The 26,584-nt window shown below is 28.1% G+C and carries 31 protein-coding genes; 19 read left to right on the top strand and 12 right to left on the bottom strand.

What is annotated here, in order from left to right; all coding sequences use genetic code 11:
- Window positions 1-54: 54 nt before the first annotated feature.
- The 11 genes from BLS77_RS04710 to neuC form a co-directional block, all read right to left on the bottom strand.
- Window positions 55-600: a transposase gene (locus BLS77_RS04710; RefSeq protein WP_089966349.1), complete on the bottom strand. Its 546-nt coding sequence runs from the start codon at window positions 598-600 to the stop codon at window positions 55-57.
- A 15-nt stretch (window positions 601-615) separates the two neighbouring features.
- Window positions 616-1,545, bottom strand: coding sequence for a transposase (locus BLS77_RS20120; protein WP_278336640.1), 930 nt, complete (start codon window positions 1,543-1,545; stop codon window positions 616-618).
- A gap of 186 nt (window positions 1,546-1,731) precedes the next feature.
- The gene (gene queC, locus BLS77_RS04700) at window positions 1,732-2,391 is read right to left on the bottom strand and encodes a 7-cyano-7-deazaguanine synthase QueC (protein ID WP_089966345.1); all 660 of its coding nucleotides are present in this window, start codon (window positions 2,389-2,391) and stop codon (window positions 1,732-1,734) included.
- 30 nt (window positions 2,392-2,421) lie between these two features.
- Window positions 2,422-3,012, bottom strand: a complete 591-nt coding sequence (folE, locus tag BLS77_RS04695; protein ID WP_089966343.1) for a GTP cyclohydrolase I FolE — start codon at window positions 3,010-3,012, stop codon at window positions 2,422-2,424.
- A 3-nt stretch (window positions 3,013-3,015) separates the two neighbouring features.
- Window positions 3,016-3,681, bottom strand: coding sequence for a putative 7-carboxy-7-deazaguanine synthase QueE (gene queE / locus BLS77_RS04690; RefSeq protein WP_089966341.1), 666 nt, complete (start codon window positions 3,679-3,681; stop codon window positions 3,016-3,018).
- A 1-nt stretch (window position 3,682) separates the two neighbouring features.
- Entirely contained in the window at window positions 3,683-4,114 is a 432-nt protein-coding gene (gene queD, locus BLS77_RS04685; RefSeq protein WP_089966339.1) for a 6-carboxytetrahydropterin synthase QueD, read from the bottom strand.
- A gap of 51 nt (window positions 4,115-4,165) precedes the next feature.
- A complete protein-coding gene (locus BLS77_RS04680) occupies window positions 4,166-4,975 on the bottom strand; it encodes an acyl-CoA dehydratase activase (RefSeq protein ID WP_089966338.1) in 810 nt (269 codons plus the stop codon).
- Window positions 4,963-5,973, bottom strand: coding sequence for a 2-hydroxyacyl-CoA dehydratase family protein (locus BLS77_RS04675; RefSeq protein WP_089966337.1), 1,011 nt, complete (start codon window positions 5,971-5,973; stop codon window positions 4,963-4,965). The genes BLS77_RS04680 and BLS77_RS04675 overlap by 13 nt, the downstream gene beginning before the upstream one ends.
- A gap of 360 nt (window positions 5,974-6,333) precedes the next feature.
- Window positions 6,334-7,179, bottom strand: coding sequence for a polyamine aminopropyltransferase (gene speE, locus BLS77_RS04670; protein WP_089966548.1), 846 nt, complete (start codon window positions 7,177-7,179; stop codon window positions 6,334-6,336).
- Between the two features lie 14 nt (window positions 7,180-7,193).
- Window positions 7,194-7,607, bottom strand: a complete 414-nt coding sequence (gene speD, locus BLS77_RS04665) for an adenosylmethionine decarboxylase (RefSeq protein WP_341423414.1) — start codon at window positions 7,605-7,607, stop codon at window positions 7,194-7,196.
- 230 nt (window positions 7,608-7,837) lie between these two features.
- Window positions 7,838-9,004: a UDP-N-acetylglucosamine 2-epimerase gene (gene neuC / locus BLS77_RS04660; protein ID WP_089966334.1), complete on the bottom strand. Its 1,167-nt coding sequence runs from the start codon at window positions 9,002-9,004 to the stop codon at window positions 7,838-7,840.
- Between the two features lie 193 nt (window positions 9,005-9,197).
- Here neuC and rffA point away from each other — a divergent pair, with 193 nt between their 5' ends.
- From rffA to BLS77_RS04575, 18 genes are all read left to right on the top strand, one after another.
- Entirely contained in the window at window positions 9,198-10,331 is a 1,134-nt protein-coding gene (gene rffA, locus BLS77_RS04655) for a dTDP-4-amino-4,6-dideoxygalactose transaminase (RefSeq protein WP_089966332.1), read from the top strand.
- Window positions 10,332-10,361: 30 nt separating this feature from the next.
- Window positions 10,362-11,048, top strand: a complete 687-nt coding sequence (locus BLS77_RS04650; protein ID WP_089966330.1) for a WbqC family protein — start codon at window positions 10,362-10,364, stop codon at window positions 11,046-11,048.
- Window positions 11,049-11,078: 30 nt separating this feature from the next.
- Window positions 11,079-11,600: an acyltransferase gene (locus BLS77_RS04645; RefSeq protein WP_089966328.1), complete on the top strand. Its 522-nt coding sequence runs from the start codon at window positions 11,079-11,081 to the stop codon at window positions 11,598-11,600.
- Between the two features lie 105 nt (window positions 11,601-11,705).
- Window positions 11,706-13,223: a glycosyltransferase gene (locus tag BLS77_RS04640; protein ID WP_089966326.1), complete on the top strand. Its 1,518-nt coding sequence runs from the start codon at window positions 11,706-11,708 to the stop codon at window positions 13,221-13,223.
- Window positions 13,224-13,306: 83 nt separating this feature from the next.
- The gene (locus BLS77_RS04635) at window positions 13,307-13,609 is read left to right on the top strand and encodes a hypothetical protein (protein WP_089966324.1); all 303 of its coding nucleotides are present in this window, start codon (window positions 13,307-13,309) and stop codon (window positions 13,607-13,609) included.
- Between the two features lie 79 nt (window positions 13,610-13,688).
- A complete protein-coding gene (locus BLS77_RS04630) occupies window positions 13,689-13,979 on the top strand; it encodes a hypothetical protein (RefSeq protein ID WP_089966322.1) in 291 nt (96 codons plus the stop codon).
- A gap of 57 nt (window positions 13,980-14,036) precedes the next feature.
- Complete coding sequence (locus BLS77_RS04625; RefSeq protein WP_089966320.1) at window positions 14,037-15,776, top strand: motility associated factor glycosyltransferase family protein; 1,740 nt, start codon at window positions 14,037-14,039, stop codon at window positions 15,774-15,776.
- Between the two features lie 24 nt (window positions 15,777-15,800).
- Window positions 15,801-15,962 (top strand): hypothetical protein, encoded by a 162-nt coding sequence (locus tag BLS77_RS19735; RefSeq protein WP_167865186.1) that lies wholly within the window; start codon window positions 15,801-15,803, stop codon window positions 15,960-15,962.
- A gap of 9 nt (window positions 15,963-15,971) precedes the next feature.
- Window positions 15,972-16,271, top strand: a complete 300-nt coding sequence (locus tag BLS77_RS04620) for a peptidase associated/transthyretin-like domain-containing protein (RefSeq protein ID WP_089966318.1) — start codon at window positions 15,972-15,974, stop codon at window positions 16,269-16,271.
- Between the two features lie 15 nt (window positions 16,272-16,286).
- Window positions 16,287-16,595, top strand: a complete 309-nt coding sequence (locus BLS77_RS04615; RefSeq protein ID WP_089966317.1) for a hypothetical protein — start codon at window positions 16,287-16,289, stop codon at window positions 16,593-16,595.
- A gap of 8 nt (window positions 16,596-16,603) precedes the next feature.
- A complete protein-coding gene (locus BLS77_RS04610; RefSeq protein ID WP_089966315.1) occupies window positions 16,604-16,885 on the top strand; it encodes a hypothetical protein in 282 nt (93 codons plus the stop codon).
- 60 nt (window positions 16,886-16,945) lie between these two features.
- Window positions 16,946-17,932, top strand: a complete 987-nt coding sequence (locus BLS77_RS04605; RefSeq protein ID WP_089966314.1) for an NAD-dependent 4,6-dehydratase LegB — start codon at window positions 16,946-16,948, stop codon at window positions 17,930-17,932.
- Between the two features lie 36 nt (window positions 17,933-17,968).
- Window positions 17,969-18,601: an acetyltransferase gene (locus tag BLS77_RS04600; RefSeq protein WP_089966313.1), complete on the top strand. Its 633-nt coding sequence runs from the start codon at window positions 17,969-17,971 to the stop codon at window positions 18,599-18,601.
- Window positions 18,594-19,592: an N-acetylneuraminate synthase gene (neuB, locus tag BLS77_RS04595; protein ID WP_089966311.1), complete on the top strand. Its 999-nt coding sequence runs from the start codon at window positions 18,594-18,596 to the stop codon at window positions 19,590-19,592. The genes BLS77_RS04600 and neuB overlap by 8 nt, the downstream gene beginning before the upstream one ends.
- Before the next feature lie 44 nt (window positions 19,593-19,636).
- Complete coding sequence (locus BLS77_RS04590; RefSeq protein ID WP_089966308.1) at window positions 19,637-20,776, top strand: LegC family aminotransferase; 1,140 nt, start codon at window positions 19,637-19,639, stop codon at window positions 20,774-20,776.
- Between the two features lie 19 nt (window positions 20,777-20,795).
- Window positions 20,796-21,842: a nucleotidyltransferase family protein gene (locus tag BLS77_RS04585; RefSeq protein ID WP_089966306.1), complete on the top strand. Its 1,047-nt coding sequence runs from the start codon at window positions 20,796-20,798 to the stop codon at window positions 21,840-21,842.
- A gap of 9 nt (window positions 21,843-21,851) precedes the next feature.
- Window positions 21,852-22,550, top strand: a complete 699-nt coding sequence (locus BLS77_RS04580) for an acylneuraminate cytidylyltransferase family protein (protein WP_089966304.1) — start codon at window positions 21,852-21,854, stop codon at window positions 22,548-22,550.
- A 149-nt stretch (window positions 22,551-22,699) separates the two neighbouring features.
- On the top strand, window positions 22,700-24,898 hold the full coding sequence (locus BLS77_RS04575) for a glycosyl hydrolase family 18 protein (protein WP_089966302.1): 2,199 nt from the start codon (window positions 22,700-22,702) through the stop codon (window positions 24,896-24,898).
- Window positions 24,899-25,042: 144 nt separating this feature from the next.
- Here the strand turns inward: BLS77_RS04575 and BLS77_RS19730 are convergent, their stop codons facing one another.
- Complete coding sequence (locus BLS77_RS19730) at window positions 25,043-25,216, bottom strand: hypothetical protein (RefSeq protein ID WP_167865180.1); 174 nt, start codon at window positions 25,214-25,216, stop codon at window positions 25,043-25,045.
- Between the two features lie 233 nt (window positions 25,217-25,449).
- Between BLS77_RS19730 and ytvI the strand changes: the two genes are divergently transcribed.
- Window positions 25,450-26,526 (top strand): sporulation integral membrane protein YtvI, encoded by a 1,077-nt coding sequence (gene ytvI / locus BLS77_RS04570; protein WP_089966300.1) that lies wholly within the window; start codon window positions 25,450-25,452, stop codon window positions 26,524-26,526.
- Window positions 26,527-26,584 lie beyond the last annotated feature (58 nt).

Below are 26,584 nucleotides of genomic sequence, written 5' to 3'. Positions count from 1 at the left end.
TTAAAACTGGTTCTTCGTCAAATTTGTTGAATTATATACAATTAAGTTCATTACTTAATTAATATTAAATAATACTTTTTGCCTTAAAAGATGAAAACTAGCTCGTCCATACATTGTTCTTTTAATCATTTTTAATCTATTTACGTTGCCTTCAAGAACACCATTATTATAGCTATAAATCACACAATTGTTAACACTTTGATAATCTTTTCTTACTCCATTTACAAAGCTTTTAATCTGCTTAATACTAGAATTTTCATAATAATCTAACCATTCATTAAGTAAAATTACGCTCCTATTTTTAAATATTTCCCTAAATCCTGAAATAGTTACTTTTATTTCATTTAAATGAGGATATTTTACTAATGATTCATCTAGTAACTCTTTTTCCTTTAAAGTAGTAATTTTCTTAGAATCCCAAAAGTATTTTAAGAACGTATATCTTGAAATTAACCTTTTAGCTTTTATATCCTTTATTTCTCCGTCATTATTTTTCTTTATGTAATTACAATACTTAGCAATTGATGAATATGAATAAGATAAACCCTTTTCTTTAAATTCAGTGGCTATTTGGGAGTAAGTTTTACCAAGTTTTACCAAGTTTTAAAAGATTAATTATCTCATTATGATATAAATATATTTCTTTACATGTGCTATAGAGTATGTATCTTCAAGGTCATCTAAGTTAATATATTTTCTGACAGTATTCCTTGAGAGATCAACTTCTCTACAAATTTGTCTTATAGCCATTTCATTCTTATGAAGTTCCTTAACTTTATCTATAATATGTGCTTTATTTAATTTACTGTTTGATACAACTATCTCATCATTAAATTGAATTTTATTTGTATTAACTATATCAAATTTAACACCTTTACCTATGTATGTTTTTAAGAAATCAGAAGATGCCTCCATCAAATTATGAATTATATGAAAGCTATCAGCTACATGTATAGCATCTGGTAATGAATTATTAATAGCACTAGCATATGTAGTGGATCTGTCCCGACTTACTAAACTTGCATTAGTATAATTCTTAAGAGGATTAGATACAGGATCAAGCTCCCTAATTTCAATTAAATCAATTGGTTTATTAGTGGCTAAATCACAAACTAGAGTTCCGAAAGTAATACCTCTTTTAAATGAAAAATCATCTAATCCAATTGTAGTAGAAGTATAATTAGGTTCAATTTCATGATTATGAGCTATTCTAAGAAAAGTGCTACTGCTTATAGGTATTAGCTCCTTAAATAAACTAGTTAAACTATTAGCACTTTGAGATAGTACAAATTTAACTAAGTAATTTGTTAGTCTACCAGTTTTTCTATTATATTTTCCTGCAATATCATGAAATTGTTCTGAGAATGCCACTTGTACACATTCAAGATTTTTACAATAGAATCTCCTTGAAATGATAAAAAGAATTGTCTTTTTATTAATTATAGGCATATCTAAAACCTTTCTTATATATTTACTATGAGTATTATTAGAGTATGCCCCACATTTGGAGCAGAAAGCTCCCTTCTCTTTAGACTTAACAGTAATATCTATTGTTTCAGCTGTATGATTTATTTCTTCTTATAGTAAGTTTAATTCAACTATAGGATTATAAACAATTATACTAAAACCAACAAATTTGACGAAGAACCAGTTTTAAGTATAAATCAACACTATTTGGGCTTAAATCAAATATCTATAATATGCATTTGATTATTATTTACTGGGAAATATTTACTTTAAATATTCTTTTTTAAATTCTAGATATCCATTTTTTCTTAATTGGCAAGCGGGGCATTCACCACAACCGTTACTTATTATTCCGTTGTAACAAGTCAAAGTTTCTTTTTTAACAATATCAAGCACTCCTAAATCATTTGCCATTTTCCAAGTTTCTGCTTTGTTGATCCACATTAATGGAGTAAGAATATCAAACTCATAACCCATAGCTAAGGTTAATGTAACATTTAATGATTTTATGAATACGTCTCTACAGTCTGGATATCCACTAAAATCACTTTGAGAAACACCTGTTATTATAGTATTTATTTCTCTTTGCTTTGCAAATATTGCAACAAAGGTTAAAAACAAGAGGTTTCTTCCATCTACAAATGAATTTGGTGTTCCTTCTTTAGGAGCATCCTTATCAACCTCTATATCTTGTCTAGTTAATGAATTAGGTGCTAGCTGATTTAATAAAGCTAAATCTAAAATATGATGCTCGACATTATGTTTTTTACATATGGCTTTTGCACACTCTAATTCTAGCTTATGTTTTTGATTATAATCAAAGGACACTGCGATAACTTCTTTAAACCTCTCTTTTGCCCAAAATAAACAGGTTGTGCTGTCTTGACCACCACTAAATACTACTACTGCTTTTTCTTTATTCATAATCTATACCATCCTTATTATAATTTTAAATTATTTTCTATAAAGCATCATTAAGTTATTATTCAAAATTTGATCAGTATTAAATCTTCCTCTTAAAGTTGTTGATACTGTTTTAGTACCTGGCTTTTGTATTCCTCTAGTACTCATGCAACCATGTTCGCCTTCTATAATAACAGCTACATCTTCTGAACAAGTTACTTTTTGCATAATGTATGCTATGTCAGTTCCTATTCTTTCTTGAAGTTGTAGTTTTCTACCTACCATATCAGCTATTCTAGCTATTTTACTAAGACCAATAACTTTTCCATTAGGGATATAGGCTACTGAAACCTTCATATTATACATAAGTGCTAGATGATGTTCGCAGTGGCTAAAGATTTCTATATCCTTCATAAAAACTATATCATTAGGATTGCCTTTTACAGATAAATCATCTTCAAAAGTTGTATTAAACATAGTTACAATTTCATCATTAGAATAGTTCATACCCTTAAATACGTCCTCATACATTTTAGCTACACGCTTAGGAGTATCCTGAAGACCTTCTCTATCTGGATTATCACCTAAGGCTATTAAAATACCTCTTATATGTTCTTCTATTGCTTTTGTATCAATTGCCATTTGTTATACACCTCTCTTGTTTTTATCCCATATGATTTTATGAATTTGTATTTGTAAATTTACGTTATTCATATTGTTATCTTTCATAAAGTCTACCATATCACTTATATTAATTTTACCAAATACAGGGCTAATATATACGCTAGCTTTATCTATTAGGTTATATTTATCTATTATATATTTGGATTTACTTAAATCGTCTAAGCTACCACATACAAATTTAACCGTATCATTTTTAGTTAAATACTCAAAGTTAGCTAGGTCCATTTTATCCTCCATATTACTTGAAGGAAGCTTATAATCCATAGTAAAGCTTGGGGGATTTTTTATATTGCAGAACTTATTTATAAGTACACTTCCATTAGTTTCTATTTCAACACTAAGTTCAGTATCTTTAGATAAAACCTCTAATAACTCTAGTATTCCATTTTGAAGAAGAGGCTCTCCACCAGTTAAGGTTATATTCTTAACCTTTGTGGATTTTATATATTCATATATATCCATAGAGGACATTAAATCATAAGAAACATTTTTTTCGTTTGCCCAAGTGGTGTCGCAATAGCTACAGTTTAAATTACAACCTGCAAATCTTATAAATATGGCTAATTGCCCACAAAGGCGACCTTCTCCATTAATACTAACAAATTTTTCAACTACCTTAAAATTCATTTTAATTAGCCTCACTTTCTTCATATACAGCGCTATTAGTAGGGGTTTCATAAACTGTAGCTCTTTTTATGTTATAGCCTTTATCTTTCATTGTGTTAAAGAAAAATGCTGCAAAATTTTCAGCTGTAGGCCTAAAATTAACTTTTATTGTTTTAAAACCATCTTTAGTTATACAACTTAAAGTTTCTTCTCTCATAGTGTCTTTTTCTATAATTAATGCATGATCATAATAATCGGCCATAGACTTAACATCTTTTTTCAAATCTCCAAAGTCTATTACCATACCATCAAGTTGTCCACCTTTTACTAAGGTTTCTGATTGTACTTCAATTTCAACCTTCCATCTGTGCCCATGAATATTTCCACATTTACCTTCATAGTTAGACAGGAAATGTGCGCTATCAAAGCTATGTTCTGCTTTTAAAATATACATTATTATTCCTCCAAATTTAGTTTAAAATAGTAAGAGCCACAAAGAAATAGACTAGCAAATTGAGCTATCATTTTTTTGAAAGTGGCTTATATTGTTAGTAGGTGAAGAAGAGTTGAAGCCATAATAGCAACAACCGATTGCTCCATTAAACTGAGGCTCTTCAACTGATACTAGTTCTTCATAATCATTTTTAAGATATTTTTTTATTGCAGAATTATTAGCAACACCACCAGTTATAATTAATTTTTTGCCTTTAAATTTATTTAAAAGAGGGTGTAGCCTTCTATAAAGAGAGTAGTTAACACCAGCACAAAGACTTTCTATACTAGCACCCTCAGCTATTTTTCCAATTAATTCTGATTCAGAAAATACTGCACAAGTTGAATTTAGTGTTACAGGATTTTCAGAGTACTTACTCATATCATCAAGAGATATTTCAAGCACATTTGCCATATTTTCTAAATATCTTCCACAAGAGGCAGCACATTTTTCATTAAGCTCTAAATCAGTAGTAAGTCCTTTTTCCACTTTAATAACCTTAACATCTTGGCCACCTACATCTAAAAGTATAAAATCTTTTAATGAAGTTTGATAAATAGCTCCATAAACATGGGCTTTTAGCTCATTTATAGGTTTGAAAAGCTTTAAATCAGTATTGTTTTTTCCATAACCTGTAGATATTGCTTTATCAATTTGACCTATATTAAGCTTTTCTAAATCTACTATTATTTTACCATCAAAGCTACAGTAATCTCTGTAAAAACTCATGGTACTTATTTTTTCCTTTTGTATTATATTATTATCTTCCATTAAAACAATTTTAACTTCTCGGCTTCCAAGGTCTATACCTAATACTCGCATTTTTGACTCTCCTTTAAATCTAATAGCATATCAAGAAAAGCTTCTAATCTAAGTTTAGTTCGTGCATCTAATGTATTTAGTTTATCGCCTTCAATATTTAATATTGGAATATCTAACGACTGCTTTAATACTATATCTTCAATTGCTCTGTAGCAAAAAGCTTGAGTATAGTGAATTATACCATCTAATTTCCTGTCTTTAATTTGCTTTTTCAATTCTTTAATTCTAAATTCAGTATTATAAGGATAAGTGTAATCATAATACTGCTCAAATATATCTAAAGCTTTATCTGCTCTTGGAAAAGCAAATTCTCTTTGGACCTCATTATATACAAAATGAGAATTTAGGTTTTCAACAAATTCGTATATATCAGAAGTCATAGGAGGAACACCTATATAGCCTAATCTTAGCTTTTTATTTAGGGGTTCTCTTTTTTTAATTGTCTCAATAGCTAGTTTTAGGCTAGCTTCAAAAGAATTTATGTCGCAATTAAAGTCACTTAAGCTTACCTGAAATAGATGATTTTCAAAGCCAGTAGCCTTGTTATATACATATGTAAGCTCATCAAGTTCTTTAGCTAGTTTTCTAATGTCATTTAGTCTTTTTCTAACAACTTCAACATTCTCTAGGCTAACACTGAATATATCCATAAATTTTCTTATTTCAACTTCTACGTCTTCCTTTTTATGACTTTGTGGAAATGAAAATGGATAAACAGTAATTCCTTTTAAATTAAGAACTTCAATAAGAGCTTTTGTATTAGAACAGTCGCCCTCAATAACTCCAACTATTTCTTTAATATTATTTTCTAAACATGCTCCGTAGATGCCTTTTATCCAAGCACATAGGCTCTTAGGGAAACCATCTCTTTCAGCTATATCTATATATTTTGAATAATCTGAAGAGGTTATAAAAACATTATTTAGATCTACTGGTTCATATCCAGCTGCAATAAGAACCTCTACTGGGACTGTGGTTGTTAATCCTATTTTTTTCATTATTAAGCCTCCATACATTTATGAAGGGCAGAAACTATATAGTAATAAAGTGTTTTTTTGCAAATAAAAAAGGGCTTAAACAGCCCTAGAAGAAAAAAACTACTTAAAATCCGTAGTTGTGCCCTAGTTTTGTTTATAGACAGGATGGTTACGAACTGTCTTCAATATTCTTTTTGTAAAAATAGTTTACTTTATGTTATTAAATAAGTCAATTGGAATTCAATTACAAATTAAAGATATATTTATTGGTAATAACCTAAATCAGTTTTAGAGGGATTACCTAACTTCAGGGTAATTAATAAAAAAAGCACCGGGATATGTGATTATTCCCTGGTGCAAATATAGGTATATATATTTGTTTTAATCTCTAAGTAGTTGTTTTACATAAGTAGGTAATGAAAAACAACCTATATGTAAATCTGTATTATAATATTTAGTAGTTAAATTTAAAGCATTCCATCTAGTGGCATCAAAGTCTTTTAGTGGATGAAGATTTTTTGATGCAAAACAGAACATCCAATGACCAGATGGATAAGTTGGCATATGGTATTGGTAAGCCTCACATACATCAAATAGTTCCTCTAATTTAGAAAATGATCTTCTCATTTCTGTTGCATTATTTGGATAGTAAGGACTCTCACATTGATTTATAAGTATACCTTTATCAGTTAAGGCATTAAAACAATCAGTGTAAAATTCTTTTGTAAATAAACCTTCTCCAGGACCTATTGGATCAGTTGAATCTACAATAATTAAGTCGTATAAATTTTCTTTGCCAGAAATAAACTTAATTCCATCCTCAAAATATAAATTAACACGAGGATCTTCTAGTTTATTAGCTGTAAATGGTAAAAATTCCTGTGAAGCTCTAACAACTAATTCATCTATTTCAACCATATCTATGTTAGTTATAGTATTGTATCTAGTTAATTCTCTTACAGTACCACCATCTCCAGCACCTATTACAAGAATATTTTTTATATCAGGATTTGTAGACATTGCTACATGAGTTATCATTTCATGATAAATAAATTCATCCTTCTCGGTTACCATTGTCCAATTATCAATAACAAGAACTCTACCAAATTCATAAGTGTTTAAAATATCTATTTTTTGAAAATCACTTTGAGCAGAGTAAAGGTGTTCTTTAACCTTCATTGAAAAATTTACGTTATCAGTTTGGTTTTCAGTGTACCATAATTCCATATTAGCCATATTATCTATTCCTCCATCTTAAATTTTATATCCATATTATCATAAGCACCATGACCAAAGTTTTTAATTTTATCAACTAATCCTCTAGCAATTTCTGTGGATTCGCTTCTTTCAGATTTTAAAGCATCTTCAAGATATTTAAAGCCAACCCATGGGTTAACAGTGTCTCCACAAGTGAATAAATCAACTGAGGCATATCCATATTCAGGCCAAGTGTGGATAGTAAGATGAGATTCTTGGATTATTACAGCACCACTTACTCCCCATGGATTAAATTTATGGAAGCAACTTGTAACTATTGTTGCATTTGCTTTAATAGCGGCTTGCTTCATATGTTCCTCAATAATTGCATGATCTTTTAGCATATCCTTGTCACAGTTGTAATACTCAACTAAAATATGTCTACCTAATTGTTCAATTTTCATAATATAGTCCTCCGTAAATTAAATTTTTAATTCTAACCAATAGATAAGTATTTTATTAATAAAAATGAGTTTCCCATGTAACCTCCTATAAAATAATTGCTTTTTAAAAAGAAAGTTTAGTATAAATAAACTTTGGGTTAACTTATACTAACTAACAATAAGAGTTATTTTATCAAGAAAAGTATTTAATGTCAATATAATCACTTAAACCTAATAGTGTGTTTTTAGAAATTAATATTATAAAATGTCTTTTTTAAATCAATAGTTGAATTTAAGAACTTAGTAATTATATTAATTATTTTATTACAAGTATCTTCACCACCGTAGGGGTTAACAATAGATTGTAAAGTATTTTTAAATTCAGGTGATAATGATTTTTTTATTGCTAAAGTTATACTACTAGAATTAGGTTCAGAATTTATTATAGATTCTGCCTGAATACGTCCTTTTTGCCTATCGCCTATATTAACAGTTGGTATTTTAAAAGAAGGAGCTTCAAGAATTCCACTAGATGAATTACCTATTACAAGGCTAGAGTATTTCATAGAACTTAAATAAGGTATTTCACCTAATGAAGTAAAGAACTTAAAATTTTCATTGTTTATTTTAGAATACTTTTCAAGGATATTGTTTATTTCTCTACCATTTGTATCACAATTTCCTTTAGTAATTAAAAATTTCATATTAGAGAAGTTAGCTAAAGCATCTAGTAGTTCATATACTTGCTTTTTAGGACTTGATTTTTCAAGTGTTACAGGATGATATGTTATAAGTCCATAAGGTAAATCCAATTTAAAATCTATACAACTTTCTAATTCTTGTAAGCTTAATAAAGGTAAAGTTTTAATGTTTTCAACACCAATAGAACCTACATTAAATACTCTTATAGGATTTTCTCCTAATTGAATAACTCTTTTTGAATACTCTTTAGTAGAGGTAAAATGAAGATAACTCATTTTAGTTATACAATGTCTAAATGCTTCATCATAAGCACCTTCAGTTGTTTCACCACCATGTAAATGTGCAACCGGAATATTAGCAATATTAGCTGCGGATACTATAGCAAAAATTTCAAATCTATCACCTAAAACTATTAAAATATCAGGACATGTTTCATTAAAATATTCTGAAAAACTAATAATAGCTAATCCCATTGATTTTGATATTCCAACTTTAGTATCAGAACTTAATAGAATTTCTATTTTTTTATCTATTTTAAAGCCATCAGATTCAATAATATTATAGGTTGCTCCAAATTCATAAGATAAATGCATTCCAGTAACAACTAGATTTAAATCAAAGTCTAAAGCTATATCAAATTTACTTATTAATGGCTTAAGTAAACTATAATCGGCACGGGTACTAGTCACGATACATACTTTTTTTTTCATAATAACCTCCCAAAAAATACATTTAATATAGAACTATATAATTATAATCTTTCATTTAAGGAACAAAAGAAAATTTATTAAATATTATAAGTATATATATGAAGGGTTAGAAGGAATTAAACCAAAAGGTTATTTTTTCATTATGGATATATAATTAGTAAAGGCGATAAGTAATAAAGCGAGGTTGTGGAGAATGATAGATTTTAATGTGCCTCCATTTATAGGTAGAGAAGAAGAATATATTATGAAGGCTATAAAAGAAAATAGAGTTATATGTGGTGATGGACCATTTACTAAAAAATGTAATGAATGGTTTGAAAATAAATTTAAAACTAATAAAGCATTGTTAACTACATCATGTACCCATGCATTAGAAATGGCATCATTATTATGTAATATATGTGAAGGAGATGAAGTTATTGCACCGTCATATACATTTGTTTCAACAGTAAATGCTTTTGTTTTAAGAGGTGCTAAAATAGTTTTTGTTGATATAAGACCAGATACTATGAATATAGATGAAAATTTAATTGAAGATGCAATAACTGAAAAAACTAAGGTCATAATTCCTGTTCATTATGCAGGTATAAGTTGTGAAATGGATAAAATAATGGAAATAGCAAAAAAATATAACCTATATGTAGTTGAGGATGCAGCTCAGGGAGTTATGTCGTTGTATAAAGGAGTAGCACTGGGAACTATAGGTGATTTTGGATGTTATAGTTTTCACGAAACTAAAAATTATAGTATGGGTGAGGGTGGAGCAATTCTAATAAAAAATAAAGATTATATAGAAAGAGCAGAGATAATTAGAGAAAAAGGAACAAACAGAAGTAAATTCTTTAGAGGGCAAGTAGATAAATATTCATGGGTTGATATTGGATCATCATATTTACCAAGTGAACTAAATGCTGCATATTTATATGCACAGTTAGAAGAGGCGAATTCTATAAACGAAGATAGGTTAAAGTCATGGAATATATATTATGAGGGACTACAGGATCTTAATGATAAACAAATAATTCAGAGGCCATATATACCAAAAGACTGTACTAGTAATGGACATATGTTTTATATAAAAGTTAAAGATTTAGAAGAAAGAACAAAACTAATAAATTATTTGAAAAATAATGGAATACTAAGTGTATTTCATTATATTCCGTTACATTCATCTAAAGCTGGAAAAAAGTTTGGGAGATTTAATGGAGTAGATGTTTATACAACTAAAGAAAGTGAAAGATTAGTTAGATTACCATTATATTATGGATTAGATAAAAATAGTATAAATTATATAGTATATAAAATAAACAAGTATTTTGAAAAATAAATCAAGTTTAAAAATAGAAAGGAGGGAGTTATGAGAAAAATAGCTATCTTACAATCTAATTATATTCCCTGGAAGGGTGTATTTGACATGATAAATCAGGTTGATACTTTTGTATTCTTAGAAGATGTTCAATATACAGAGCATGATTGGAGAAATAGAAATAAAATATTAGTAGGAAAAGAAGAAAAATGGATAACGGTACCGATAATGAATAGTGGTAGAAGAGGTCAGAAAATATATGAAGCAGAAATTAATAAAAATATAAATTGGCAAAGAAAACATTATAATGCTTTTAAACTTAATTATAGTAAATCTAAGTATTATAAAGATTATGAGTGGATTTTAGATGAATTATATTTAAAAAGAGAGTGGACAAACTTATCAGAACTAAATATTTATTCAACAAAGTTAATATCAAAGGTTCTAGGAATAAAAACTGAATTTATAAATTCAGTTGATTTAGATGCTAAAGGAATAAAAGATGATAAAGTAATCGAAATATGTAAAAAGCTAGATGCTACAACTTATTTATCAGGGCCAGCAGGGAAAGGTTATATAGTGACACAAAAATTTTCAAATAATAATATAGCGCTTGAGTATATGGATTATAAGTATCCAGAATATAAGCAGATAAAGGGATCGTTTGTAACACATGGGGTTACTGTATTAGATTTAATATTTAATTGTGGTGAAAATTCCTCATTATATATATTTTAATAAGAAGTATTTAATTAAAGGAAGTAGGATATGATTTTTAAAAAAAGTCTTAAGTTTATAGATAATTATATATATAAATTTTGCAGAAAATATGTTGATATTATGCCAGAAAGATTTATAAAGATAATAGCTTTTTATCATCCAGATCCATATCTAAGAAAGCAATATTATGAAAAGTTAGGAGTTAGAATGGGTGAGAATACTCTGGCAAATTTAGGGCTAACAGTTATTAGAACTGGAAAAAGTATATGTTTATACATTGGAGATAATGTATCAATAGCACCAAATGTAGTATTTATTTGTAAATCTGAAGCTAACAATGGGAAAGAGATAAATGAAATACAATATGTAAAAGATGTTTTGACAAAAGAAGGAATTATTATAGTTGAAGATGAGGTGTGGATAGGTGCAAATGCAACTATAATGCCAGGCATAACTATAGGGAAATGTTCAATAGTTGGGGCTGGGAGTGTAGTAACTATTGATATTGAACCTTATAGTGTGTATGCAGGCGTACCGGCTAGAAAAATTAGAGATTTAAAGGAGAATTGAATATATATAATGAAAGAGGAATATTACTTTTTATTGAAGGATATGGTGCATCTAGTTAATCACAGGTATATGAGAAAATGAAATAATTAATAAGTAGGTTGAAAAATGAATATATGTAAAATGAAAAAATCTGAAAAGAAATTAGTAATGTACAATAAAAAATTAATTAGTAATATGAAATTATGTAGAGATTTATTAAGATTTGGAGTGGAAAATATAGATTTTAAAAATGAAAATACTTTGAATCTAGTTGTGTTTTCAATTTCACAATACTATTACTTTTATAAAGATGTAAGATGTTTAGGTTTAATTAAAAATATAATAACTAATGAGAGTGTTAATATTAAAGCAAAAATATATTTATATTGGCAGTTAGTAAGACAGGCGTTTATAAATATAGAAGCGAAAGATAGTATTAGATTAAATGAGATATATTCATATATATTAAGAACTATTGAAATGAAAAATAGTATAAAAGTACCACTAATAAAAGAAGAAAAGGCTAAAGATGAAAAAATAGCAGTATTTATAACAAATCAATTTTTAGCTAATGATAATTCTCCAACTAAAGTTCTGTTATCTATTGCAAAAACTATAAATGACAATTTCACAGGAATAGAAAAAATTTATATATTTAATTCTAGAGAGATGCCAACTTCAATAGAATACTATTATTATAATCCCTTAGTAGCAAATTATATAGAGGATTATGGTGATGATATTTTAAATTGGGTTATGTTAGAGGAAGATATTAATAGATGTGAAATTTATTATGACCAAGGGGGTAAAGATACAAAAGTTATAAAAAGAATAGAGGAAATGCTCCAATCAATAAATAAATTAAATCCTAAATTTATTATTTCTATAGGGGGATCTAGTATATTATCAGATTTATCTAATAGATTTACAAATACTTATACAATAGCAATAAGTGGTGAATTACCAATATCACAAGGTAAGTATTTAGTTAATACAGGTGAAGTAAATAGTATTACCAAAACTAAAATTAATGAATATCAATATTCATTAGAAATTCCTATATCAATGTCAGATATTATGATAAGTGATAATAGCGAAAATAAATACACAAGAAAAGAGTTAGAAATATCAGAAGATACTTTTTTAATATCTATAGTGGGTAATAGGTTAAATGCAGAAGTAACTAAAGAGTTCTTGAAATTATGTGAGGATATATTAGCTGAAAATAAAAGTGCAGCTCTAATTTTTATAGGATCTTTTGATAAAGAAAGTATTAAAGGCAAGGTAGATCCAAAGATATATAACAAAATATATAATATATCCTATGCGCAGAATCTAGTATCAGCCATAGAACTATCAAATTTGTATTTAAATCCTATAAGATTTGGTGGTGGATTAAGTTCAGTTGTTGCTATAAAAACAAATATACCAGTTATTTCAACTGATGTTGGAGATGTTGCAATATATTTAACAGATGAATTTAAAGTGAATGATTATATTGAAATGAAAATACTTGTTAATAAACTTATTAAAGAAAAAGAATTATATGAAAAATATAAGGATAAGACTAAGGAGATATATTTTAAGCATATAAAAAGTAGTTGGAATGGTCTTATTGAATATATATTAAAAGAGGAATATTAAATTTAAAGTAAGGCATTCTTAAAAAATAAATTATAAAGCTTCTAGTTAATTATTTTTTTAAGAATGCCTAATGAGGTGAAAATATGTGTGCTGTTATAAGGAAAATGATAAGTGGAATAGAATTATATAATAACGAAGTGAAAGAATTAAATTTTAATTTTGCTTCTCAAATTAATGAAGGTCGTACACTTTTAAAGGGACGAGTAGTAAATATATTTGGAGAACCAATACCTAAAGCAGCAGTAGAAATTACAGTGTTTGATGAATCTTATATTCCATATAGGGATGTATGTACTGGGGTAACATTTACTTTGCTAGATGGGTCTTATGGAATATCACTCCCATACAAAATTTCATATGGGTATAGAATTACTGCGTATTGTTAAAGAAATAATGAACTAAATATATAGTTAAGAATACTATATATAAGGATGAAAAAAATTATTTTCAAAGGAGGAAAATTAAATGGCTAATTATAAACCAAAGAATGTAACTATTAGTGCAGCAAGTACAAAATCAGGTATAGTAAATGCTAAAAATGCATCAACATCTTTATGGGTGTTAGCATTAATAAAGGGATCAGCATTAACACCAACTGGTGCAGCATTAGCAAGTGGAGCTATTTTAATTTGGTCAGATGCAAAAGATCCAGATGTAGATGCTCCAGATTATACAACATTTACAGATCAAAACGGACAATTTGGAATAACTGTAAAAGCAAATACTGCTTATGATATTAGGTTCTATTCTAAATAATAATTAAATTAAAGAGATGTGACAACTTCACATCTCTTTAAAAAAAGAGAGGATTCTATGAAAAAATGTAAAACATTAGATGGAAAATATGTTTATAAAATAAAAAAAAATAGTGAAGAGTATTTTTTAGCAAACAAAGAAAATTATAAAGAAGATATAGACAATTTAATAAAGGAATTAGATGGTTTAAAATTTAATTCTCTTATAATAATTTTTGGTATAGATACAGCAGAATATCTAAATGAGCTTAAAAAAAATATTTGCGAGCAAAATAGAGTAATAATTTATGAACCCAATAAAGATGTATTTGAGGAAAACAAAGTTATAAATTTAACTCATAACAAAATAAAGTTAATTTTATTTGAAAAAGAAAAGGTTAAAGAACAATTATCTTTATTTATAAATCCTTTAAATTTTGATAATTTATATCTTCAATTCTTTGGAAACTATGAAGAGATATATAAAGAGGAAGCAGAAGTATTAACACAGGCATTAGATTATTTATTTGTTGATTCATTATCGTTTATGGTTCTTTCAAATCGATTTGGAGAAGTGTTTATTAGAAATTTAATTTGGAACTTAGATATTATAAATAAATCAACTTCAATTGATAAAATAAAAGGAAGGTATAAAGATGTTCCTGCTATAATCGTATCCGCAGGTCCGTCATTAGAAGAAAATATAAAATCTATGGTTAGAAACAAAGAAGCTTTGAAAAATTATCTAGTTGTAGCAGGAAGTAGAACATTAAAAGCTCTTATTGAAAATGGAATAAACCCAAATCTTATAGTGACTATTGACCCAGTAGATGAAAATTATGAAATGATTAGTGAATATATAAATAGCGATATACCATTAGCTTTTTATGAATACAGCAACAGAAAAATACTTTCTGAATATAAAGGTGAAAAAATTTATTTGTCATCTATATTATCTAAAGTTGTAGAAGAGTTAAATACCTTAAAATCTATATATTTAGGTGGCTCTGTAGCTCATACAGCAGTAGATGTAGCACGAACTCTAGCTTGTAACCCGATAATTTTTGCAGGACAAGACTTAGCGTATACTAATGAAAAGCACCATGCAAAAGAGGCTACTTTCAACTTAGATAAGAGTATAAATTATGAGGCCACAGAGCTTGTGAAAGATGTAAATGGGAATGAGGTTAAAACCAATGCCACATTAAATAGTTTTAGAGAAACTCTCCAAGATTATATTAAAGGAGATAAGAGAATTAATGAAGTAGAATATATAAATGTATCTAATGGTGCAATGATAGAAGGTACTATTCATATGGATTTTGATGATCTATTTAAAACTAATATATTTAATGCAAGTAAATATAATTTTAAACCAATATATAATATGAAAATAAATAGAGATGAAATTATTAATGATATTACTGAGTTCATAAGTTTTTACATTGAAGAAGCAAAATATGGAATTGAGAAATGTACATTGTTACAAGAATGTCATGAAAACAAATCATTAGTTGATATAGATAATGAGGATAAGGATTTTATAGAGTTTATGGACTGCTTTAGTAAAATAATAAACTTTGAAAATTCTAAAAAAAGTATATTTTTAGGTGGTTATTTTAATAATTTCACATCTAATATTAAAAGGGAAAGGTTTAGAATGGATGTAAAGGATTATGAAAGATTAACATCAAATATGAAATATCAAAGTAAATGTCTTCTAGGATATTTTAAAGATATGAAGAAGATGTTAGAAGATGTACAAAAAATAGTAAAAGAAGAGGTAGCGAATTTTAATAAGTATCATAGTATAAATTAAACGTTATATTTTAAGGAGGATATTATGAGTAAAGAAATAAATGGGCAAATATACAAGGATATCCCAGTTGGAAAAATGAATGTTAATGGTAAAGAAATACAAGGAAGTAAAATAAAATCCGATGATGTTACAGATGGGGTTATGTTAGTAACCATAATCTCAAAGGACGATGAAAATAAAGAGTAGGGCAGAAGTATGAAATCAATAAATAAAAATAATTATATTGTAGTGTCATCAGATTCATTAAGTCAAAATAATAATTGCACATTTATTATTGAAAATAAAAGAACAATTATTAAAGGTGTTGTTACTACAAGAAAAGGAGTACCTACAAAAGGTGCATCAATTGAAGTGGTTCAGGTTAACATATATGATTCTAAAAGAACTGTTTTAGGTTGTACCTATACGGATAGAAATGGGGAATATGCTTTTAGCATACTTCCCTTATGTAATATGATTTATGAATTTATTGTATACTCTCCTTTAGTGAAATAAATAGGATGTGATATAGTGTCATATTATGGAGGATGCGTTTTAAAGCCAAAAGAATATAACTGCAAAAATGTAGTTAGAAAAACTATTGTAATCAGAAGCCAGAATAAAGCTTTGCTATGGGGAAAGGTTTTAGATTCAAAGGGGAGATATATAAAAAATGCAGTAATTGAAGCAAGTAAAATAGATTGTAATTATAATCCATACAAAGTAACTAAGCTAGGATATACAACAACTAATAATGAAGGTGCGTATAATATATGTGTTAAAAAAGGTAAAAATATATATTATATGTTAAGAGTATATTCTGTTTTAAAAAATAATTAGGTGGAAATATGAATAATTATAAATATAGGTTTAATGGAGGTCAGCTAGTATTAGTAGGGACTGTAATATATGAAAATGGATGTCCAGCTAGTGGAGTAAATGTAGTATTACAATGCATTTGTCCTTTAGGATGCTATTATAGGAACCATCCTAAATGTAAAAAATGCAGATATAGAAAATTACAGTGCTTGTCTATTAGTAAAACAAATGAATGTGGAGAATTTTTATTTGTAATATATAATAGGAATCTTATATATAAGGTTGTAGTAGTTGATAATTTAATAGAGTAATTTTTAAAATTATATATAGAAACTGGAAACAGTTTCTTTTTCATTATAGGGGGAGTAGATTTGAAAAAAATATTAGTAACAGGTGCAGATGGATTTATTGGAAGTCATCTAGTAGAAAATCTAGTTAAGAAGGGCTATAAAGTTAAAGCATTTACTTATTATAACTCATTTAATACCTGGGGATGGCTTGATACTTTAGAAAAGGATATTTTAAATGAAATAGAAATATTTTCAGGGGATATTAGAGATACAAATGGTGTTAGAGAAGCAGTAAAAGGTGTAAGTGATATTTTTCATTTAGCAGCTTTAATAGGAAGTCCATTTAGTTATCATTCCCCAGATTCTTATATTGATACAAATATAAAAGGCACATTAAATGTACTTCAGGCATCTAGAGACTTAAATGTAGATAGGGTTTTAATAACATCAACATCGGAGGTATATGGAACAGCTAAATATATACCAATTGATGAAAATCACCAATTTCAAGGCCAATCACCATATTCAGCTTCTAAAATAGGAGCAGATAAGTTAGCTGAATCATTTTATAGAAGCTTTTCACTTCCTGTTACAATAGTAAGACCTTTTAATACCTATGGGCCAAGGCAATCGGCAAGAGCAATAATCCCAACTATAATTACTCAATTGTTATCTGGAGTAAATGAAATAAATTTAGGCTCATTAAATCCAACTAGAGACTTTAACTTTGTATTAGATACAGTTAAAGGATTTGAAGAAATATGGAAAAGTAACAAAACAATAGGAGAGGAAATAAATATTGCCTCAGGTATTGAAATATCAATAGAAGATTTAGTGAAAAAACTAATAAATATTATTAATCCAAATGCAATTATATTAGAAGATAATACTAGGATTAGACCTGAAAAAAGTGAAGTTAATAGACTTTTAGGTTCAAATAAAAAATTAAAAGAATTAACATCTTGGCAAAGTGAATATAGCTTGGAACAAGGTTTATTAAAGACTATTGAGTGGTTTAAAAAAGATGGGCATTTATCAAAATATAAAACTAACTTATATAATATTTAAATTTAATTTAATACTATTTGGTGGTGAAGTTTAATTTTGGAAAAAATTATTTTAATAGGTGCAGGTGGTCACTGCAAAAGTGTTATGGATTCTATAAGAGATAAATTTGAGATAGCTTGTATATTAGATCCAAGTAAGATTGGGGAAATAATTATGGGAACTATGGTTGTAGGATCAGATAATATGCTAAAAGAACTATATTATAAAGGCATAACTAACGCCTTTATTTCTATTGGAAGCATTGGAAATACAACAACTAGAAGAAAAATATATAAAAATTTACAACTAATAGGTTTTAAATATCCAAATATTATTGATAAAAGTGCTAATATTTCTATGTATAGCAAATTAGGAGAGGGTATTTTTATAGGAAAAGGGGCAGTTGTTAATGCTGGTGCAGAAATAGGCGATTTTTCAATTATAAATACAAAAGCTATTATAGAGCATGATTGTAATGTTGGGAAATTTGTTCATGTAGCTACAGCAGCAGTTGTTTGCGGAGGGGTGAATATTGGAGATGATTCTCACATCGGAACCAATGCTACTATTTTACAAGGAATAAATATTGGTAAAAATGTAATGGTTGGAGCAGGATCTGTTGTATTGAAAAATTTAACTAATAGCATAAGGGTAGCAGGAAACCCAGCAAAGGAGTTTAAAAATGAGTAAAGTATTTATTATAGCTGAAGCTGGTGTAAATCATAATGGGAGTATAGAAATAGCAAAGAAATTAGTAGATATAGCATTAGATTCAGGTGCTGATGGAGTGAAATTTCAAAGCTTTAAATCAGAAAATATTGTAACTAAAGTTGCAGAAAGAGCTAGTTATCAAAAAGAAAATCAAGGTGGAGAATTAACTCAATATGAAATGTTGAAAAAATTAGAGTTAAGCATAGAAAATCATAAAGAATTGAAAGTCTATTGTGATAAAGTAGGAATAAAATTTCTATCATCACCATTTGATTTAGAGAGTATTGAGTTATTAAAGAATTTAAATTTAGAAATTTATAAAATTCCATCTAGTGAAATAGAAAACCTACCATATTTAAAAAAAATAGGCTCTTTAAATAAGAAAATAATACTTTCAACAGGTATGAGTAATTTAGGAGATGTAGAGTTCGCAATGGAAGTTTTAATACGGGCAGGTGCAAAAGACATTACATTATTACACTGTACATCAAACTATCCAACAGCTATGGAAAATGTAAATCTTATGGCAATGAAAACTTTAGAAGAAAAATTTAATGTTGATATAGGGTATTCAGATCATACTAATGGATCAGAAGTAGCAATTGCAGCAGTTGCATTAGGAGCTAAAGTTATTGAAAAGCATTTTACACTAAGTAAGGAAATGGATGGTCCAGACCATAAAGCAAGTATAGAACCACATGAATTAAAAGAGTTAGTTAGTAAAATTAGAAATATTGAAAAAGCATTAGGAAATAATACAAAAATACCAACAGAATCTGAAAGAATAGTTTCAACATATGCAAGAAAGAGCTTAGTATCATTAAAAGATATAAAAATTGGTGAATACTTCACAAGTGAAAATTTAGGGGTAAAAAGACCAGGGACAGGTATAAGTCCTAAACAGTGGGATATATACTTGGGTAGTAAAGCAAAAAAAAATTACAAAGCAGATGAATTAATAGATGAATAAAAAAAATATATATAGATATTTATTGAAAATAAGGAGGAGAAGCAATGATACCATTATCACTTCCGAGTTTAAAAGGAAATGAGATAATATATGCAACAGATGCAATTAAAACTCAATGGGTATCAACATCAGGACAATATGTTACTAAATTTGAAAAATCATTAATGGATTACTTAAAAGTTGAGGATGCAGTTGCAACACAAAGTGGTACGGCATCAATACATTTAGCTTTAAGGTTATGTGATGTTTTACTAGGAGATGAGGTTATTGTACCAACATTAACATTTATTGCAACAGTTAACCCAATAAAGTACTTAGGTGCTGAACCTATTTTTATGGATTGTGATGATAGTTTAAATATGGATGTAAATAAATTAGAAAGCTTTTTAAAAGAAGAATGTGAACTATCAGAAAAAGGCCTTAAAAATAAAGCAACATCAAAAATAATTAAGGCAATAATGGTGGTACATGTTTTTGGAAATATGGCTAAAATATCTGAAATAAAAGAATTAGCCGATAAATATAATTTGAAATTAATAGAAGATGCAACCGAGGCCCTTGGAAGTTATTATACTGAAGGGAAATATAAAGGTAAGTATGCAGGAACTGTAGGTGATTTTGGGGCATTTTCTTTTAATGGTAATAAAATATTAACAACTGGTGGAGGTGGGTTGCTAGTTGGTAGAAGTAAAGAACTTATAAGTAAAGCTAGATATTTATCTACACAAGCAAAGGATGATGAAGTGTATTATATTCATAATGAAATAGGGTATAACTACAGAATGACAAATTTACAGGCTGCAATTGGGCTTGCTCAAATGGAATCTATAGAAGAATTTATTTCGTGTAAAATAAATAATTATAAAATATATAAAGAACATATAGATAAAATTCCAGGATTAAGATTACTAGAGTTTAATAAAACAGCAAGAAATAACTACTGGTTTTATTCTTTAATATTAGAAGGATATTCTATAGAAAGGGATGAACTTTTGAAGCATATGCAAAGAAGTGGTGTTCAAACAAGGCCAATATGGGGACTAATTCATACTCAGCGTCCATATAAGAATAACCAAACCTTTAAAATAGAAAAAGCAAATTATTATTTAGAAAGAACATTAAATATACCATGTAGTACCAATCTTACTAATAAAGATATACTATATATAGTAAGCAAGCTATAGGGAGGTTAATAATAATCTTATGGACGTAAGTAAAATAATAATAAATATAGAAACTTCAATTAGAGATGCAATAGAAAAACTTGATAAAGGTGCAAAAAAAATATTGCTAATAGTTAAAGAAAAAAAGCTAATTGGCGTAATTACTGATGGTGATATTAGACGGTGGATATTAAAAAATGGAAATATAGCTTCAAGTGTAGAATTAATAATGAATACTAAACCAATAGTTCTAACATTAGAAAATATTAATAGAGCAAATAAAATTATGATGGAAAAAAGTATTGAAGCAATACCTATTGTAAATAACAATCAGGAAGTTTTAGACGTAGTTTTTTGGAGTGATTTTTTTTATAAGCGTTTTAGCTATAATAATACCAGTAATATACCTATAGTAATTATGGCAGGGGGAAAAGGGACACGGCTAAAGCCTTATACAGACATTATTCCAAAGGGGCTAATTCCAATAGTAGACATACCTATAATAGAGAGGATAATAAATAATTTTATAGAATATGGATTTAATGACTACTATCTTACTTTAAATTATAAAAAAGATATAATAAAAGCTTATTTTAATCAGGTTAATCCATATAAAATTTCTTTTATAGAAGAGGATAAGCCCTTAGGTACTGCAGGGAGTTTAAAACTACTAGATGATATTTTAAAAGAAAGATTTTTTGTAACAAACTGTGATATATTAGTTGAAGCAAATTATTCTAAAATTTTAGAATATCATAAGGTTAATAAATATAAAATAACTGTTGTAGCTGTCCTTAAAAATTATGTTATACCATATGGTGTATTAGAGTTAAATGAAAATGGAGAAATTAAAGGCTTAAATGAAAAACCAAAGCAAGAATTTTTGGTTAATACAGGAATGTATTTATTGGAATCTGAGGTTATAAAGTATATTCCAGATAATACTTATTTTGATATGCCAGAGTTAATAACTAAAGTTTTAAAAATGGGAGAAGTGGTAGGAATATATCCAATTTCAGAAAATAATTGGCTAGATATAGGTGAGTTTGAAGCTATGGAAAATGCAATAGAAAAATTAAAAGTATAAGGAGAAGTAATGTTTAAAGGTAAAAGCTTTTTAGCTATAATTCCTGCTAGAAGTGGGTCAAAGGGATTGAAAGATAAAAATATTATGGAATTAGATGGTAAACCGCTACTTGCATATACGGTAGAATCAGCAATGAAATCAAATATATTTGATAATATAATATTATCTACAAACTCGAAGGAATATGCAAAAATAGGAAATAAATATGGTGCAGAAACTCCATTTCTTAGACCAAATAAACTTTCAGAAGATGATACATCTACAATAGATGTAATAACTTATGTTTTAGAAACTTTAGCTAGTGTGGGAAAGACCTATGATTATTTTATACTTCTGCAACCAACTTCACCTTTGAGAAATGAAAAAAATATATTAGAAAGTGTAGATATATTATTAAATAATAGTGGGAACGCAGTTGTTAGCATATGTGAACTAGATCATCCGTCAAATATAAATACAAAAATAAAATCTAATAACACATTAGATTTTTATGACTTGAAAAAGGTAAGAAGGCAAGATATAGAAAAAGAATATAGAATAAATGGTGCTATTTATATATGTGGCATAAAATATTTTATGAAATATAAAAGCTTTTATAAAGAGAAATGCTACCCATATATAATGGACAAAGCATCGTCTATTGATATAGATGATATTTATGATTTTAAATATGCTGAATATTCAATTAAAAACACAGTTAGCTTGTAGAAAAAACAGGATGACTGTATTTTTTTGAAAATGAAATGCAAAAAATAAATATAAATGCAAAACAATACATATTGTATTGTTTTGCATTTATACTATATAATTTAACAGTAATGTAAAATATATTAAATAATAAAAGGAGGAGATAGTTAATGAAGGGAATAAAATTAAAAAAGGCAATGGCAGGAATTATGGTATCTGTTTTCACAGTTATGACATTAGTAACACCGGCTAATGCTGCTACTACAAAGGACAAAAAAACGAAAGACTTAGAAAGAAAAGTTGTTGTATATTTTCCAGAATGGGCTTACAAAAGTGAGGTTCAAGGTAATTTCGATGTAGCTGATTTACAATGGGAGTCTTTAACACATATCCAGTATTCATTTGCAATGGTTGGAGAAGACAATAAAATTGCATTTGGAGATAAGTACGCAGCCATAGAAGAGGATTTTTCAAAGTACAAGTTAGAGCGTAATGGGAAGGAAGTCAAATTAGATCCCAAACTACCGTATAAAGGTCACTTTAATGTATTACAACAAATGAAAAAAGAATATCCAAATGTAGATTTATTAATATCTATAGGGGGATGGACAGGCACTAGAGGTTTTTATAAAATGATAGATACAGATGCTGGAATTAATACATTTGCTGATTCTTGCGTTGACTTTATTAGACAATATGGTTTTGATGGGGTTGATATAGATTTTGAATATCCATCATCAGTAGCTACATCTGGTAACCCTGCAGATAAAGATTTATCGGAACCAAGAAGAGCTGTATTAAATGAAAGATATAACGTTTTAATGAAAACGTTAAGAGAAAAGTTAGATGCGGCTGCAAAGCAAGATAATGAAGATTATTTACTAACTGCGGCTGTTACGGCTTCATCTTGGGTACTTGGTGGAGTTACAGATAACAAATATGCAAGTTATTTAGACTTTCTAAGTATAATGTCATATGATTTTCATGGTGGTTGGAATGAATATGTTGAAAACTTAGCAAATATCTACCCAGATAAAGCTGATAATGAAACAACTAATATGGCAATGCCAACTCTTAATATGGATTGGGCATATAACTTCTATAGAGGGGTGCTTCCAGCAGAAAAAATTCTTATGGGAATTCCATATTATACAAGAGGTTGGGAAAATGTACAAGGTGGAAATGGTTTAGGATTACACGGCAAGAGTAAAACACCTGCATCAGGAAAATACAATCTTTGGGGCGATGATGATAATAAAGATGGAACTCCAGACCCAGCAGGGGCTAATCCATTATGGCATGTATTAAACCTGATGGAAAAAGATCCTAACTTAAAAGTTAACTGGGACGATGTTGGTAAGGTGCCATATGTTTGGCAAGGAGATAAAAAAGTATTCTTATCTTTTGAAAATGAACAATCTATAGATGAAAGAGTTAAGTACATCGAAAATAAGAATTTAGGCGGAGCTTTAATCTGGGTTATGAATGGTGACTATGGTCTAAATCCTAACTATGTTAAAGGTTCGGATAAGACAAATGAAGGTAAGTACACTTGGGGAGATACATTAACTAAAAAGCTAAAAGTCGGATTAGATAAAATGGGAAATTGTAAAGAAACAAAAGAAGATATTGGAAAAAATGAAGTGATTGATGTTAATGTTGATACTAAGATTAAATATGATCATCCAAATGGAGAAACTATATTTACAATAACTAACAATACTGGAGCTACCCTTCCTAAGGGATGGGAAATTCAATTTGATATGCCTAAATCTGCTTTATATGTTGGAGCAGAGGGTGGAACAGGAACTGTTACAGAAGTTGGAGATTTTTATAGAGTAAACTTAAAAACATCAGGTTGGGCGGATACTCCAAACGGTGGAACTGCATCAGTTAAAGCTAAGATGAAGTTATGTTTCTCAGGTGTTAGAAATATAAAGATTAATGGTAAAATTCCTGCTAGTGAACCTATTAATGGTAATCGTCTTCCTACACTTAAAGGTGCTAAAGACCAAGTTGTAGTAGAAGGTTCATCATTCGATGTTATGACTGGAATTTCTGCAAATGATGTAGAAGATGGAAATATAACTAGTAATATAGTTGCATCAGGTACAGTTGATACAAAGAAAGTTGGAACTTATAAAGTAAACTATAGTATTACAGATAAGGCTGGAATCATAGTTACAAAAGATGTAATAATATATGTTGTTTATAAAGAACATTCAAGTGCAGTGATTTGGAATTCTGGAACTACCTATACAAATAAACAAAAGGTAGTATATGAAGGTAAAATTTATGAAAATATTTCTTGGTGGACACCTGCTGGAACATTACCAACTAGTACAGCTCATTATAAAGTTATTTCTTAGATTGACTAGGGTGTTCAAACTACCAGAGATAGTGCTTATTGATATTGAAGGCTAATAATTAGTCAAGACATTTTATGAATATATGAAAAAAAGGTATGAAGTTAATCTCATACCTTTTTTTGTACTCATATTAAGTTTTAATAATTAGTCTTGGAAAGTAGATAAGCTTTGGCAAGCTACATTTAAAGATGAAATAGCGTTTTCAATTTTTGTTTTATTTTCAGGTTTTTCAGCTGAAATTAAAGCTTGTTGTAATGAACTAACAGCAGTTTGAACAGTACTCATACTTTGGTCTACTTGTTGTTTAGCCTTTCCCATTAGGAACACCTCCTTATTTTGGTTACAATATTAGTATTAGCTAAACTTAAATAATTATTCAATTAATCAAACTCAATTATCTATAAGTTTTAATAGATAATTAGATATTTGTTAGTTTTTATATAAAATAAAATTTAATTTCCTATGCTATTATATAGGTCATAGGATATAATAAATATAAAAGAGTATTGAATAATTTAAGGGGAGGACCCATAAAATAATAGGAGGAAATTATGAATATTGAAAAGAAAAAGAATTTTATTATTAATGTACTTTACTATAGTATTGTTATATCAACAATATTTATTGTCATAAAGTATGGGATTGTATGGTTTTTGCCATTTGTGATTGGATTTATGGTAGCATTTATTTTAAAACCATTAATTAATTTAATATCAAGTAAACTACATATTAATAGAAAACCTGTAGCTGCTGTAATTGTCTTATTATTTTATTCTACAGTAGGTGTACTTCTAGTCTTACTAGTAACTAAGGTTTCTATATCCGTAAAGGAGATATTCTTAAAACTTCCCAGTATTTATGAAACAAGTATAGAACCATCTTTATATGGATCATTTGATAAAGTTGAAGCTTTAATGGTAAGGATTGACCCAAATTTGATACAAGGGGTACAAGATATAACCGAGTCATTATCTAAATCACTAGGATCTATAATAGGTACAGTTTCATCTAACGTAATTAGTTTAATATCAACTATGGTAACATCTGTTCCTACAGTTTTTATTGTTATAGGTTTTTCTATTATATCTTCATTTTTCATAGCTATAGATTATAAGGAAGTTACAGGATTTATAGTTAAACAATTTCCTGAAAAGTTACGAATAACTATATTTGATATTAAGGATTATACAGTAGGCACTTTATTTAATCTAATTAAAGCATATAGTATTATAATTAGCATTACGTTTATAGAGCTTTCTATTGGATTGTCAATTTTAGGAGTACACGGAGCTATTGGGATTGCTATGAGTATTGCACTATTAGATATATTCCCAGTAATTGGGACAGGAGGAATATTAATTCCTTGGGTTATTATTCAACTAGCTAGTGGAAACATAGGATTTGCATTAGGACTACTTACTTTATACATTATAATTACAGTAATTCGTAATATAATAGAACCTAAAATAGTAGGTAATCAAATAGGAATTCATCCATTAATAATGCTTATGTGTATATTTATAGGTGTTAGAGTATTTGGGTTTGCAGGATTATTTATTTTGCCAATTATAATAATAACACTTAAAAATTTGAATAGCGGTGGTAAAATACATATGTTTAAATTATAAAAATAAAATAATATTAAATTATAATAAGGCTCCTTATTGCAAGGAGCCTTATTTCGTA

The organism is Clostridium gasigenes (assembly GCF_900104115.1).
Classification (GTDB): Bacteria; Bacillota; Clostridia; order Clostridiales; family Clostridiaceae; genus Clostridium; species Clostridium gasigenes.
This window is presented reverse-complemented; position numbering and strand designations above follow the sequence as displayed.